The sequence below is a fragment of the Amycolatopsis sp. SB7-3 genome (assembly GCF_041021335.1).
GTDB classification, from domain to species: domain Bacteria; phylum Actinomycetota; class Actinomycetes; order Mycobacteriales; family Pseudonocardiaceae; genus Amycolatopsis; species Amycolatopsis japonica.
The window spans coordinates 1,373,656-1,386,467 of sequence record NZ_JBFPJQ010000001.1 but is presented as its reverse complement, the minus strand read 5'-3'; the positions used below and the strand labels follow the sequence as shown (position 1 = coordinate 1,386,467).

Annotated in this window: 13 protein-coding genes; 5 read left to right on the top strand and 8 right to left on the bottom strand. The window is 69.4% G+C overall.

The window, feature by feature from the left end; genetic code table 11:
* Positions 1–43: 43 nt before the first annotated feature.
* The gene (gene soxR / locus AB8M46_RS06740; RefSeq protein WP_038508065.1) at positions 44–490 is read left to right on the top strand and encodes a redox-sensitive transcriptional activator SoxR; all 447 of its coding nucleotides are present in this window, start codon (positions 44–46) and stop codon (positions 488–490) included.
* On the opposite strand, the gene AB8M46_RS06735 is transcribed toward soxR, so the two are convergent.
* The 3 genes from AB8M46_RS06735 to AB8M46_RS06725 all read right to left on the bottom strand — a co-directional run bounded on the left by AB8M46_RS06735 (position 480) and on the right by AB8M46_RS06725 (position 3,692).
* Positions 480–1,700, bottom strand: a complete 1,221-nt coding sequence (locus AB8M46_RS06735; RefSeq protein WP_394359840.1) for an RNA polymerase sigma factor — start codon at positions 1,698–1,700, stop codon at positions 480–482. The genes soxR and AB8M46_RS06735 overlap by 11 nt on opposite strands.
* A complete protein-coding gene (locus tag AB8M46_RS06730; RefSeq protein WP_037348084.1) occupies positions 1,688–2,056 on the bottom strand; it encodes a YciI family protein in 369 nt (122 codons plus the stop codon). The genes AB8M46_RS06735 and AB8M46_RS06730 overlap by 13 nt, the downstream gene beginning before the upstream one ends.
* A gap of 112 nt (positions 2,057–2,168) precedes the next feature.
* The gene (locus tag AB8M46_RS06725; RefSeq protein ID WP_394359839.1) at positions 2,169–3,692 is read right to left on the bottom strand and encodes a trypsin-like serine protease; all 1,524 of its coding nucleotides are present in this window, start codon (positions 3,690–3,692) and stop codon (positions 2,169–2,171) included.
* 167 nt (positions 3,693–3,859) lie between these two features.
* Here AB8M46_RS06725 and AB8M46_RS06720 point away from each other — a divergent pair, with 167 nt between their 5' ends.
* Entirely contained in the window at positions 3,860–4,627 is a 768-nt protein-coding gene (locus AB8M46_RS06720; protein ID WP_394359838.1) for an SDR family oxidoreductase, read from the top strand.
* 7 nt (positions 4,628–4,634) lie between these two features.
* Here the strand turns inward: AB8M46_RS06720 and AB8M46_RS06715 are convergent, their stop codons facing one another.
* Positions 4,635–5,171: a TetR/AcrR family transcriptional regulator gene (locus tag AB8M46_RS06715; RefSeq protein WP_394359837.1), complete on the bottom strand. Its 537-nt coding sequence runs from the start codon at positions 5,169–5,171 to the stop codon at positions 4,635–4,637.
* A gap of 86 nt (positions 5,172–5,257) precedes the next feature.
* Here AB8M46_RS06715 and AB8M46_RS06710 point away from each other — a divergent pair, with 86 nt between their 5' ends.
* Together AB8M46_RS06710 and AB8M46_RS06705 are read left to right on the top strand one after the other, a co-directional pair.
* Entirely contained in the window at positions 5,258–5,797 is a 540-nt protein-coding gene (locus AB8M46_RS06710) for a DoxX family protein (protein ID WP_394359836.1), read from the top strand.
* A gap of 2 nt (positions 5,798–5,799) precedes the next feature.
* The gene (locus AB8M46_RS06705; protein ID WP_394359835.1) at positions 5,800–5,955 is read left to right on the top strand and encodes a hypothetical protein; all 156 of its coding nucleotides are present in this window, start codon (positions 5,800–5,802) and stop codon (positions 5,953–5,955) included.
* A gap of 2 nt (positions 5,956–5,957) precedes the next feature.
* On the opposite strand, the gene AB8M46_RS06700 is transcribed toward AB8M46_RS06705, so the two are convergent.
* From AB8M46_RS06700 to AB8M46_RS06690, 3 genes are all read right to left on the bottom strand, one after another.
* The gene (locus AB8M46_RS06700) at positions 5,958–6,665 is read right to left on the bottom strand and encodes a hypothetical protein (protein ID WP_394359834.1); all 708 of its coding nucleotides are present in this window, start codon (positions 6,663–6,665) and stop codon (positions 5,958–5,960) included.
* A 184-nt stretch (positions 6,666–6,849) separates the two neighbouring features.
* Positions 6,850–8,073: a DUF222 domain-containing protein gene (locus tag AB8M46_RS06695; RefSeq protein ID WP_394360853.1), complete on the bottom strand. Its 1,224-nt coding sequence runs from the start codon at positions 8,071–8,073 to the stop codon at positions 6,850–6,852.
* Between the two features lie 332 nt (positions 8,074–8,405).
* Positions 8,406–9,254: a DUF4394 domain-containing protein gene (locus AB8M46_RS06690; RefSeq protein ID WP_394359833.1), complete on the bottom strand. Its 849-nt coding sequence runs from the start codon at positions 9,252–9,254 to the stop codon at positions 8,406–8,408.
* Between the two features lie 128 nt (positions 9,255–9,382).
* On the opposite strand from AB8M46_RS06690, the gene AB8M46_RS06685 reads away from it, so the two are divergent.
* A complete protein-coding gene (locus AB8M46_RS06685) occupies positions 9,383–9,796 on the top strand; it encodes a hypothetical protein (protein WP_394359832.1) in 414 nt (137 codons plus the stop codon).
* Here the strand turns inward: AB8M46_RS06685 and AB8M46_RS06680 are convergent.
* A complete protein-coding gene (locus tag AB8M46_RS06680) occupies positions 9,793–12,780 on the bottom strand; it encodes a BTAD domain-containing putative transcriptional regulator (RefSeq protein ID WP_394359831.1) in 2,988 nt (995 codons plus the stop codon). The two genes, AB8M46_RS06685 and AB8M46_RS06680, sit on opposite strands and share 4 nt — an antisense overlap.
* Positions 12,781–12,812 lie beyond the last annotated feature (32 nt).

The following is a 12,812-nucleotide window of genomic DNA, read 5'->3' as shown; positions in this document are numbered from 1 at the left end:
ATGAAACTTAAACAAGGGTTCAAGTCAAGCTAGGATCACGGGCATGTCCGAACTCCCGGCCGAGCTCACCATCGGGGAGCTGTCGCGGCGCAGCGGTGTCGCCACCTCCGCCCTGCGGTTCTACGAACGCCAGGGCCTCATCAGCAGCAGGCGGACCAGCGGAAACCAGCGTCGGTATCCCCGGAGCACGCTTCGCCTCGTCGCGTTCATCCGCGCGTCGCACCATCTCGGCATCCCGCTCGAGGTGATCGGCGGCGTACTCGATTTCCTGCCCGAGGGCGCCGCGCCGGATCACGCGTTCTGGCGGCGGGCATCCGCTTGCTGGAGCGCCGAGCTGAACAAACGCATCGAGCAGCTGGAGTGCATGCGGGACCGGTTCACCGAATGCATCGGCTGCGGCTGCCTGTCCTTCGATCAGTGCGTGCTGGTGAACCCCGGCGACTTCCTCGCCGCCAAGGGGCCCGGCCCGGCGCGGCTGATCACCGACTGAGCACGGCCAGTTTTCGTTCCAGCAGCCGTCGTTCGGCGCTGTTCGCCGCCTGCCGGATCGCCTCTTCGTACTCCTGGGCGGCTTCCGTCGTCCGGCCCGCGCGATGCAGCAGATCGGCGCGGATGGCGTGGTAGAGGTGGTATCCCTCCAGATCGAGGGCGTCGATCACGTCGAGCGCCTTCTCCGGGCCGCGTACCTCGGCGACCGCGACGGCCCGGTTGAGCGCCACGATCGGCGTCGGATTCATCGCGAGCAGCAGGTCGTACAGCTCGACGACCTGCGCCCAGTCGGTGCTCGCCGTGTCGGCGGCGTCGCTGTGGACGGCGTTGATCGCCGCCTGGATCTGGTACGGCCCCGGCTGGTTCCGGCGCAGGCAGGCGCGGACCAGCGTCTGTCCTTCGGCGATGAGCGCCCGGTCCCAGCGTGACCGGTCCTGCTCCGCCAGCAACACGACCTCGCCGTCTTCACCGGTCCGGGCGGCGCGGCGCGATTCGGTGAGCAGCATCAGCGCCAGCAGCCCGGTGGCCTCCGGTTCGTCGGGCATGAGGCCGGCCAGCAGCCTGCCGAGCTGGATCGCCTCGGCGCACAGGTCCTCGCGCACCAGCCGCTCACCGGAACTGGCCGCGTAGCCCTCGTTGAACACGAGGTAGATCACGGCGAGCACCGAACGCAGCCGGTCCGGCAGGTCGGCGTCGCCGGGGACGCGATACGGGATCTTCGCGTCGCGGATCTTGCCCTTCGCGCGCACCAGCCGCTGGGCCATCGTCGTCTCGGGGACGAAGAATGCGTGCGCGATTTCGGCAGTGGTCAGGCCGCCCAGCAGTTTCAGCGTCAGCGCGACCTGCGCGGGGACGGCCAGCGCGGGGTGACAGCAGGTGAAGATCAGCCGTAGGCGGTCGTCGCGCACCGGGCCCTCCTCCACTGGTTCACTGTCCGCGTTGAGCAGCGCGGCCTGGGCGTGCTTGTCGTCGCGCGCGGCTTCCCGGCGCAGCCGGTCGACGGCCTTGTTTCGGGCGGTCGTGATGATCCAGCCCGCCGGGCTCGGCGGCGGACCGCTGGACGGCCACCGGTCCACCGCCTCGGCGAAGGCGTCCTGGACCGCGTCTTCGGCGATGTCGATGCTGCCGAAGACGCGGACCAGCACGGATACCGCGCGGCCGTACTCCTGTGCGAAGACGCGGCCGATGTCTTCGGAGGTCAGGGGACGCACGAAGGGTCTTCCACACCCTGGAACGGCCGGACCTCGACCGGGAGATAGGTGATCTCGGCGACCCGGCGGCCCCAGTCGAGCGCGGCGTCCAGATCCGGCACCTCGACGATGGTGAAACCGCCCAGATGTTCCTTGCCTTCCAGGTACGGGCCGTCGATCGTCGCGATCTGCCCGTTCTCCGTCGCCCGCAGCACGGTCGCCGTGGTCGGCGGGTGCAGACCGGCGGCGAACACCCACACCCCGGCGGACTTCATCTCGTCGTTGAGCGCCTGGATCTTGCGCATCACCGGCTCGAGGAACTCCGGCGGCGGGAGAGGGCCGTCGGGGTGATAGAGGCTGATCAGGTACTGGGTCATGGCGTCCTCCTCGTTCGTGCGGTCTTTCACTCCCTATACGAAGGGCGACCCGCCGATTCGACAGCGACGGCGATCTTTCCGGTTTTTTTCTTTCCCCGCATTTCGTCGCAGGTCAGGCGGGCAGCCGGCAGCCTGGGCGGGACAGGTCGAGCCGTGAACCCTTGCTCAGGCAGGCGGAGATCCGGTGGACCTGCTGGCCGTAACCGCGGCCCTTCACCGCGGTCACGGTCCCGTCCCGGCCGACCTCGCACGGGTTGCCCTCGGTGCATCGCTCACCGTCCCGGCTGTGGGTGTTGTTGATACCCATCACCGTATTCGTGTCGGGGGTCAAAAGCGCCGCGCCGGAGCGGCCGGGCCTGCTCACGCAGGTGTCGCTCGGGGCGTAGCGGACCGCGTCGTCCTGCTGGTACCCCGCCTCACGCAGGTGCGGCACCACCGCCTCGATCGTGCATTGCGGGCGGCCGCTGGCGTAGGACATGAGCAGCCGGTCCCCGGCGCGCATCGGGCTGGTGGCCAGCCGGAAGACCTTCGCGCCCTCCCTGGCCAGCTGGGCGTAGGTCTTGTCGAGCCGGTACAGGGCGACGTCGGTGCCGGTCATCGTCGCGTACACCAATCGGGTGGCGCGGGCACTGGCCTTCGGGTAACCGTCCCGGCCGGCGATGGTGACCGGGCGGGGCAGGTCGGCGGGCCGGTCGACCAGGGCCTTCCCCGGTGCGGGCCGTCCGCTCGGCACGCAGTGGCCGTTGGTCAGCACCAGCGCCGGATCGTGGGGACGGGCGGAGGCGGCACGCACCACCGCGCCGTTGCAGTCGCCCACCGCGGCCGTGCCCTCCACGTCCGGGCCGGGGTCGTCCGGCGGGACGTCGGTGCCGGTCACGATGCCGTTGATCCAGGCCGAGTTCTTCGCGACGTCGGTGTACATGCCGGGGAAGTCGGCGCCCCGGACACCCGGTCCGATGACCGTTCCCGCCAGCGCCCAGCCGTCGCCCGAACGGACCAGGGCGGGACCGCCGGAATCCGTCATCCCCGGTCCGACCGGCGGATCGGTGCGGCCGACGCACAACGGCAGGGTGTGCCCGTCGTCGTCCCAGCAGCGGTCGAGCGGCACGACCTCGGTGTCCGCTTCACGCAGCTTGCTCGGGTAGCACTTCGGGTCGGCGAAGTCGCCACAGCCGGTCGAAGCCGCGCCCCAGCCGAGGATGCGGACGGGGGTTCCCACGGCGGGACTGCTCCCGGCGAGCCGGATGGGCTTGGCTCGCACGGGTTCGCGCAGGTGCAGCAGCGCGATGTCCTCACCGGGCGGGTTGTAGGAAAGGTGGCGACGGTAGAACTTGTCGATGTCGGTGACCTCACCCCCGGCGGTGGTGTCCAGCGAGCCGACGCGGACCTTCCAGCCGCGGGGGACGCCCGCCGTCGCGCCGTTCGGGGTGTTGGCGCAATGGCCGGCGGTGACCGCCCACTGCGGGGCGATGAGCACCGCCCCGCACCGATGTCCGTCCGGGCGGGGAGCCTCGTACTGAAGCGAGACCATGAAGTCGTAGGGCGTGGTGGACTCGGTGCCGCCGATGACGGCGGCCGCGGGGGCGGCGGTCGCCGTCATCAGGATCAGCGCGAGCGCGAGGGATCGGATTCGCATGCGGATCACGCTGGCCGGTCCGTGTCCGCGGAACTCGATGAGCACGTAACAGTTCCGTGCGCGGTCTGACTGGTACTGCCGGACCCAGGCTGAACAGACCGTGCCATCTCCGCGCACGGCCCGGTTTTCTGGACTTGTCACCCCGAGTCCACTTAGGAGAAACAGAAATGACGAACTCCCCGGCACCGCACGCGAACAGGGTCGCCGTCGTCACCGGAGCGTCCAGCGGGATCGGCGAAGCGGCCGCCCGGCGGCTGGCCGCGTCCGGTGCGGCTGTCGCGCTCGTCGCCCGCCGGGCCGACCGGCTCGAAACCCTCGCCAAGGAGATCGAACGGGACGGCGGCACTGCGCTCGTACTCGTGGCCGACGTCGCCGACGCCGACGCGATGCGGGCCGCCGCGGCCGAGGTCGAAGCGAAACTGGGCCGCGCGGATCTGCTGTTCAACAACGCCGGCGTGATGCTGGCCGCGCCGATCGACGAACTCGCCACCGGCGACTGGCAGCGCATGATCGACGTCAACATGACGGGCCTGATGAACGCCATCGGCGCCTTCGTCCCGCAGCTGGTCGCTTCGGCGGCCGAGAAGGGCGTCGCGGACCTGGTGAACACCTCGTCCATCGGCGCGCAGGCCGTCTTCCCCTCCTTCGCCGTATACGTCGCTTCGAAGGCCTACGTGACGCACCTGTCGAAGAACCTTCGCGCCGACCTCGGTCCGAAGGGGGTGCGGGTCGCGGCGATCGAGCCCGGCCTGGTCGAGACCGAACTGCAGGGGCACGTCACCGACCCCGGTGCCCTGGAGTGGCTGGACGGCGTGCGCGAAACGCTGACCTGGCTGAAGCCGGAGGACATCGCCGAGACCGTGGCGTTCCTGACCTCGCTCCCGGCGCGGGTGAACCTCCAGCAGGTCACCGTGATGCCCACCGCGCAGGTCTGAGCCGGTTTCAGGGGAACAGGATCCGGGCGATCGCGCGGGCGGCGGTGTCCGGATCCTCCTGGAGCTCGGCACGCAGCGCGCCGGTGAGCCACAGGTTCGCGAACCCGTGCATCAACGACCACGCGGCGACCCCCGCCATCGCGTCGTCGCTGACCGACGACGCGCCGCTGGTGAGCAGGGCCCCCGCGCGGTCGCGGGCCGCGGTCAGCGCCTCGTCGTCCTCGCGGAGGAGCTCGGGGCGGAACATCACCTCGAAATGCGCGCGATGCTCGATCGCGAAGCGCACGTACGCCACCCCGACCTCGACGAAGTCCCGGTCGCCCTCGGCCACGAGCGCTTCCGCGAGCAGGTCGAACCCCTCGGCGGCCAGCGCGGTGAGTACCCCGGCCTTGTCGCCGAAATGGTGCACCGGCCCGGCGTGCGAGACCCCCGCGCGCCGGGCGAGGTCGCGGAGGCTGATCCCCGCCGGGCCGTGTTCGGTGACGGCCGCGACGGCGGCGTCGAGCACGGCCCGGCGGAGGTCGCCGTGGTGGTAGGGACTCATGACGACGAATCTAGTCATTGACAAGATGGGCCGCAAGAGCGCATCTTGTCAGTGGAAAGATTCACTGCTGCTTCGGAGGCATGGTCATGGATCCCGGTCTCGTACCCGTACTGATGCTGATCGCCGTCACGGCGACGTTGTCCCTGCTGGGCGTCTTCGGCGTCCAGCGGCTGAAACCCTGGCCGGTGGCCGTGCGCGGCGGTGTCGCGGCACTGTTCGTCACCACCGGTCTCGCGCACTTCATCGGCATGCGCGAGGAACTCGTCGCGATGGTGCCGCCCGCGCTGCCCGCGCCGGGACTGCTGGTCACCGTCACCGGCGTCCTCGAACTCGCGGGCGCCGCGGGAATGCTGTGGTCGCGTACGGCGCCTTGGGCGTCCGCCGGGCTGACGCTGTTGCTGCTGGGGATGTTCCCGGCGAACGTGTACAAGGCGCTGCACGGTCCGGTGACCTCGACGATGGACGAACTGGTGCCGCGGAGCCTGATGCAGGTGGTCTTCCTGGCCGCGACGGTTTCGCTGGTGGTGCATTACGCGCGCGTACGCCGGACAGACCCTTTTCCCAAAGGAGACCTTAAGTCTTTCCCAAGTTCGGGGCCCAGTGTCGAAAAGGGCCCTACCCTCTGAGAATGAAGATCTCATTGTGGATCGGATTCTGTGGGCTGTGCATCCTCGCCGGGCACATGCTTCTCGGTGCTGTCGGTGTCGTACTGCTGATGAGCTGCCTCCCGGCGGGGCGCGAACACGAATCCGGTGACACGAAAGCGCCCGCGCGGCTGGCCTGAACTCAGCCCAGCGCGCTGGCGAACGCGAGGCCGCCCAGCACCGGAACGGCGATCGCCGCGAGCAATACTGTCCGCCGGCTCGGTTTGGGACTTTCCAGTAATGCGCGGACACCGGCCGGAACCAACGCGAGACAAAGTCCGGCGGTGCCGATGATCGACACGATTTCGGTGCCCTTCAAAACCCCGAGCGGCAGAAGTCCCATCGTCGCCATCCCGATCGACCCGGCGACACCGAGCACTTTCGCCCGATAGGCGGCGAACGCGAGTACGTACCAGCCGAACATGATCGTGAACGACAGAAAACTGAACAGATGTAGATCCTGGTACGACTCGCTGACCACACCCTCGGTGAATCCGGCGCCGCGCCGTTCGGCAAGGCTGAGGGCGGCTTGGTCGATCCCGGCGTGGAAGGTCCGCTCGAAGAGTCCGAAAAGGACGAACAGACCACCCCAAGCGGCCAACGCGGGCTTGGTACGGCCGATCTTGGTGGCGATGGCGACCATCGCGGGCCACAGCAGGATGTTGCCCGCCAGGAAACACGTGTACGCGGCGGTCATCAGCGCGGGATGCTCGCTCATCGCTTTCAGCTGGTCGGGAAAGAAGAAGTTGAAGCGTGACCGCAGTAGCGTCCCGGTGAGCAGCAGGAGCGGGCCGAGGATCATCGAAACTGCGGCGATGCGGCGGCCGGGGAAGACGTGGTCGGTTTCCATGCTGTGAGCGTGCCGATCGCGATGGGTGGGCGGATCGGGTCAGGGGCCGATTTCGCGGGTCAGACCGTGGGTGGAGTTCTTGAGTGGTTGCTGGGCTGCGGCCTGTCCGTTGCCGCTTTTCGGCGATGCTGCGGAACGCTGAAGTCCCACGCAACCCGCCCATCGCCGTTTTCCGGCGACGGGCTCAGAACGGTGGCGGTTCGTCGACCGCCGGGCGGGGTCCGTGAAGCGGCGGAGGGGTGCTGGCGTAACGCTGCCCGGTGGGTGTGGTGATCGTGAGAGTGCCGTCGGCGGTGAGCTGATAGATCCAGCCGGGTTCGTCTTTCAACCGGTGGTCGCGGCGGCAGAGGTCGATGAGGTCGGTGTCGGTGGTGTGCCCGCCGTGCTGCCACGGCACCGCATGGTCGAGGTCGCACGCCTGAGCCGGACGGTGGCAGCCGGGTCTTCGGCATTCTCGATCCCGTACCCGCACGAACTCCGCCAAACCCGCGGTCGGCCGGTACCGGTCCCGGCCGAGATCTAGGACCTGCCCGGACAGCGGATCGGTGACGATCCGCCGCAACACACTGTTCCCACCCGTGGCGATCTCCCTGGCCAACGTGGCAGGGATCGTGCCGTGCCCGGCCAGCTCCGCCGGATCGTCATTCAGGCCGAGATAGGTGAACAAATCCATATAGAGAAACACTTCGCTGCGCTCACTCGCCCCACCCTGACCGCCGAGCAAGAGATCGAGGGCGACATCGGCCCGTAACTGCTCCAACGTACGAGTCTCACCACCAGCTCGGAGAGCCCGCGCTTCACGATCGATCCGCTGATACGCGGCAGCGACCTTCTCCACCGGCCCATCCTCGACCTCGATCGAGGCGACCCCCGTCTCACCATGCCGCATAGTGAGGCGGCGTCCCTCACGATGCCGCTCGGCCCGTTTACCGGCACCCTCAGGATCGACGGTGTTCGCCGCATGATTGGCCGCTTTCCGCACCTGATCCGGGTTCTTGTCCGCGATCCGCTCTTCCAGCAGTGCGTCGACCGCGCGAGCGTCCTTGTCGGAGAGCCACGCGGTGGCCGTTGCGACTTTCATCGCGCTGAACCCGGCCAGCTTCCCCTCATCCATCAAGCTCAGCGTGCGGGGCAGGCGGGTGGTCAGCGCGTCGGCGGCGGCGACCAGCGCACCGGCATGATTGTCCACAAGGGACAACTCAAGTGCGACCTCCTGCGCCACACTCCGTGCGCCGTCACGATGACGATTCAGCTGCGCGAGCGCCCGGAACCGGACCGCTCCCAGGCGTGCGATCCCGGCCGAGGCGACCTGCGCCAACGCCACGGAATCCTTGTCATCCAACAGAATCGCGGCATCGTTCACCGCGGCCAATACCTCGGGATCGGTGAGACTTTCCACAAGCGCCACAGGCGCGGAATGAGTGTCCACCCCACGAACATACGACCCGCCACCGACAATTACCGGCCCCGCGAACGACCGAGGCATTGCCGATTTTCGGCGACGATAGAACTGTCGATGTCGCCGATTCCCGGAAACACCACCATCCGGTGCACAGGCCGAAGTCTGGACATCGGGCAGGGGCGTTCCCCGCTCAGCTACCGTCGAGTGCCACCGCGACATCCCCGATCGGCAGCGGGAAGTCGCCGATTTCCGGCAACAAGAAACTGTCCCCGAACCCCCGAACACCACCATCCGGTGCCCAGTCTGAAGACCCGGCACCGGACAGCGGCGTTCCCCACTCAACTACCGTCGAGCGCCACCGCGACATCCCCGATCGGCAGCGGGAAGTCGCCGATCTTGGCGGCCGCGCCGGTCAGCAGATTGACGCTGTAGAAGGCCGACGGGCCGGCGGCCGGGTTGAGTACGGCGAAACCGCTCACCGAGGTCGTCTTGCCGTTGGTCAGATCGCTGTAGATGTCGAAGCCCGCGATCGGGCCGGTGTCGACGCCGAGCGCGCCGGTCGGGCTGAGGAATCCGTTGTTGGCCGGCGCTTGGACGAGTACCTGGTCGGTGGCCGTGCCGATGTCGAACAACGTGGTCGCGGTGTCGGGGTTGAGATCGTTGTTCGTGTAGGCGGCCGCCGTGACACCCCTGGTCGGCCCGCCGGCCGGCGGAGTGGTCAGGACGGTGTCTTCGATCGTGACGTGGTCGCCGAGATTGTGCCGCAGGTTCTGGCCATAGTCGCTGATCACCCGGAGCCGGTCGGCGGCCGGGTTGAAGTCGACGCCGAAGTCCTTGCCGTACAAAGGAACGCTCAGTTGCGAGACCTTCGTGACGATGACGTCGGGTGCCGCGGGCGGGAATTTGATCGTGTAGATACACCCTTTCTCGCCCACGCCGTACAGCAAACCGTTCTGTACGCGGAAATCGAGCCCGATCAGGCGCGTTTCCCCGCAGGTGAGGCCTTGTACGAGCCGGACCCAGTCGAGGACCTGGGGTGTGTCGGTGTAGAAGGTGGCCATCAGCTTGCCGTCCGACGAGATCGCGAACGCCCGCGGCCCGGCGGCCTGCGCCGAGTTCGCGGTCCCGACGACAAGCGTCGTCGCGAGCGCCACCACGGCCAAGACCTTCGTGAGTCGTGCCCTCATCCGTACTCCCCTCAGCGGAAACTGTGCGAGCACAAGCTATTCGGCGGCACTGGACGGCCATTGGACGTCGGTTGGACCCGGCATCCGGCGGCTTGCGGACGAGCGGGTCCGGCGGAACAGTGGGAGCGATGAACGTCCTTGTCTGCTCGGCGATCCTCTGCGCCGGTCTCACGTTCGCCGTGCCCGGTGAGGCGGAAGCGGTCCGGGAATGCGCTTCCGGTGCCAAGGTCATCAAGCCGGTCGTGCTCGAAGATCCGGGGAGGTGGACCTACACGTTCGACCTTTCGTGGTGCGCGGAGGGCGGGAGCATCGTTTGGGCGGACCCCTCGGTGACGGCGCGGGTGCACAGCCCGGCCTGCCGCTGGGTCGGCCGCGTCGAGGAGTCGATCAGGCGACTCCCGGACAAGACGTGGAGCGTGTTCGACATGAGCGAGTTCTCCTGCCAGGACGGCGCGGGCAAGGAACACGGCGTCAACCCCTGGGTCGTCGTGACCTTCCATCCGGCGGGCACGTATGACACCAGCGGTGACATCGCGGCCTAGGCCCGGAGGATCGAATCCACCGCGGCCGCCGCCCGTCTTCGCAACGCGTGATAGCCCGCCTGCTCGGCGAGGGCGAGCGCCTGACGGGCCTGCCCGAGGTCGCCGGTGACGGTGGCGAGCCCGATGAGCGCGTCGGCCTCGGGATACCGGTCGCCGGTTTCCCGCAGCAGCACCAAAGCCTGCCGGTACCGGCGGACGGCGTCCTGCCGGTGTCCCGCGCGCTGGTGCACGTGCGCGAGTGCGACGAGCGCCTCGCCCTCACCGCGTGGTTCGCCGGTCTCTCGCGCGAGCCGCAGCCCTTCGCGCGCGTGGTCGAGCGCGTCCGAGTGACGGCCGAGATCGCAGTACACCGACGCGAGCCTGCCGAGCGTTTCCGCTTCCCCGGCGCGATTCCCGGCCTCGCGATGCAGCGCGAGAGCCTTGGTGAGCAGCCCGGCGGCCTCCGTGACCCGGCCGCGGGCGTGCTGCGTCTGCCCGAGGTTGGCCAGGTTGATCGCCTCGCCGTAACGCGAGCCGATGCCGCGATACCGGCGCAGTGCCTGGACGTAATGCCCCGCGGCCCCGGAAAGATCGCCCATCTCCCACTGCACCAGCCCCAGATTGCCCAGCGCGACGGCCTCCCCGGCGGGTGTTCCGGCGCGTCTGCTCAGCTCCAGCCCTCGCGAAAACCGTGCCGCGGCCGCCGGGAGCCGTCCGGATTGCCAGTACACGCAACCGAGATTGCCCAGCACCGCGGCCTGCGCCTCCACCCAGCCCGCCCGCCGGGCGAGCATGAGCGCGCCGGTGTAATCCCGGACGGCCTTTCGATACCGCCCCTGACGGAAACCCAGATCCGCCATGCTGAACCGGGCGGACGCGCGGGCGCGGAGGTCGCCGTCCTCCTCGGCGGCGGACAACGCGGCTTCGGCGGTCGCCCGCCATTCCACCTGGCGCGACGACATCCAGAAGTAGCCACGCAGGGCGTCGGAAAGCAGCCAGGCGACCGAAAGCGGTCCGGTCCGCGCCGCGTCTTCGGCGACGGCGGCAAGACTTCCCAGCTCGGTTTCCAGCCAGTCCGCCGCCGCGGCGGGAACCGGGCCGTCGGGCACGGCCAGCGGGAGCCGGAACATGTGCGGGTACAACAGTTTCGCCGCGACGTCGACGCCACGCAGGTACCACTCGTGCAGGCGTTGCCGGGCGGATCCGATCTCCGCCGGGGATTCCCGCAGGCGATCGGCGGCATAACGGCGAAGCAGGTCATGGAAGTGATAGCGATCCGGCGCGTGCTGCTCGACGAGATGCGCACCCGCGAGCGTGTCCAGCATCCGCCCCGCCTCGTCCGAACCGGTGAGGACTTCGACCGCTTCGACGCCGATGTCGTTGCCCGGCACCAGGCTCAGCAGCCGGAACAGACGGCGCGTTTCCGCGGGCAAGGCCGCGTACGAAAGGTCGAACGCGGTCCGGACGGCGATCTGCTCGTCGCCCGGCACGGAGAGCGCGGCGAGCGGATTGCCTTTGCGCAGCTCGATGGCGTAGTCCTCGACACCGTTCCCGGGATCGTCGGCGAGATTGGCCGCCGCGATCCTCAGCGCCAGCGGGAGATACGCGCACAGCCCGGCCACCTCGACGGCCGCTTCGTGCTCGGCCCGGACGCGCTCGACGCCGAGCAGCCGCGCGAGCAGTTCCAGCGCTTCACCGGGATCGAGGACACCCAAGGTGATCCGCCGGGCGCCGTGCAAGGCCACCAGCCCGGCCATCCGGTCCCGGGCGGTGACCAGCACCAGACAGCCGGGGCCGGCGGGCAGCAGCGGCCGGACCTGCTCGACGTCGACGGCGTTGTCCAGCACCACCAACGCCTTCCGGTCGGTCATCAGCGTCCGGTACAGCGCGGACGCGGTCTCCGTGTCCGCGGGAAGCCGTTCGGCGGGGATCTCCAGCGCGGCCAGGAACCGGGTGAGCACTTCGAGTGCCGTCGCGGGCGCGCCGCCGGAATGGCCGCGCAGGTTCGCGTAGAACTGCCCGTCCGGGAACCGGTCCTTCATCCGATGCGCCCAGTGCACGGCCAGCGCGGTCTTCCCGGCGCCCGCCGTTCCCGTGACGGCCGCGATCGCCACCGCGCCACCGGAGCGGCCGGGACGCGGCACCAGCTCGTCCAAAATGGACAGTTCGGTCGCCCGGCCGGTGAAGCCGGGTGGTTCGGCGGGCAACTGCCGGGGGACCCGGGTGGCGGGACGCGGGTTCGGGAGCGGTTCGCCGTCTTCGAGCAGGGCGGTGTGCGCCGCGACGAGTTCCGGCCCGGGTTCGACGCCCAGTTCTTCGAGCAGCCGCTCACGAATGTCCTGGTAGAGCCGGAAAGCCGTCGCCCGCTGGCCCGCGCGATGGTACGCGCGGAGCAACCGGGCTTGCGCGGGTTCGTCCAGCGGCTGATCCGCGGCGGCTTCGACCAGTTCGGTCAGCACTTCGTCGGCGGCGCCGATCGCGAGCATCGCGTCGCCGTAGCGGGCGAGCAGCGCGCGGCGTTCCGCGAGCAGGGCCAGGACCTTGGGATGCGTTGCGAGCGAAGGCACATCGGCCAGCGGCCTGCCACGCCACCGGCGCACGGCCTCACCGAACAGGGACGCGGCGCGGCCGGTCTCGCCGTCGCGCTGGGCGTCGTTCGCTTGGGCGACGAGCCCGCGGACGTGGGGCAGGTCGATTTCGACGGCGTCCCAGCGCACCGCGTAACCGCCGCCGACATGGGGCAGGATGTCGCTTCCGGATCGCGACGGGCGGCCGGGTTCCAGCAGCCGCCGCAGGTGTTTGACGTGGGTCTGGAGGACGTTCACCGCGCTGCGCGGCGGCCGGTCACCCCACAGCGCGTCCACCAGTTCCTGCTTGGACATCGCCTCGCCGCCGGCGAGCACGAGCAATCCCAGGACGGCGCGGCGGCCCGGTGGGCCCAGGTCGACCTCCGCCCCGGCCAGCCACACGCGCAGCGAGCCCAGCACCTGGATCCGCACGGCCACCGGCAGGAACGTAGCGAGCCCTTCCGCGCCGC

What these genes read in the sequence shown, in the direction of transcription:
- soxR (WP_038508065.1), top strand. Translation starts at nt 44, where the DNA reads ATGTCCGAACTCCCGGCCGAGCTCACCATCGGGGAGCTGTCGCGGCGC.
- AB8M46_RS06730 (WP_037348084.1), bottom strand. Translation starts at nt 2,056, where the DNA reads ATGACCCAGTACCTGATCAGCCTCTATCACCCCGACGGCCCTCTCCCG.
- AB8M46_RS06725 (WP_394359839.1), bottom strand. Translation starts at nt 3,692, where the DNA reads ATGCGAATCCGATCCCTCGCGCTCGCGCTGATCCTGATGACGGCGACC.
- AB8M46_RS06720 (WP_394359838.1), top strand. Translation starts at nt 3,860, where the DNA reads ATGACGAACTCCCCGGCACCGCACGCGAACAGGGTCGCCGTCGTCACC.
- AB8M46_RS06715 (WP_394359837.1), bottom strand. Translation starts at nt 5,171, where the DNA reads ATGAGTCCCTACCACCACGGCGACCTCCGCCGGGCCGTGCTCGACGCC.
- AB8M46_RS06710 (WP_394359836.1), top strand. Translation starts at nt 5,258, where the DNA reads ATGGATCCCGGTCTCGTACCCGTACTGATGCTGATCGCCGTCACGGCG.
- AB8M46_RS06705 (WP_394359835.1), top strand. Translation starts at nt 5,800, where the DNA reads ATGAAGATCTCATTGTGGATCGGATTCTGTGGGCTGTGCATCCTCGCC.
- AB8M46_RS06700 (WP_394359834.1), bottom strand. Translation starts at nt 6,665, where the DNA reads ATGGAAACCGACCACGTCTTCCCCGGCCGCCGCATCGCCGCAGTTTCG.
- AB8M46_RS06690 (WP_394359833.1), bottom strand. Translation starts at nt 9,254, where the DNA reads ATGAGGGCACGACTCACGAAGGTCTTGGCCGTGGTGGCGCTCGCGACG.
- AB8M46_RS06685 (WP_394359832.1), top strand. Translation starts at nt 9,383, where the DNA reads ATGAACGTCCTTGTCTGCTCGGCGATCCTCTGCGCCGGTCTCACGTTC.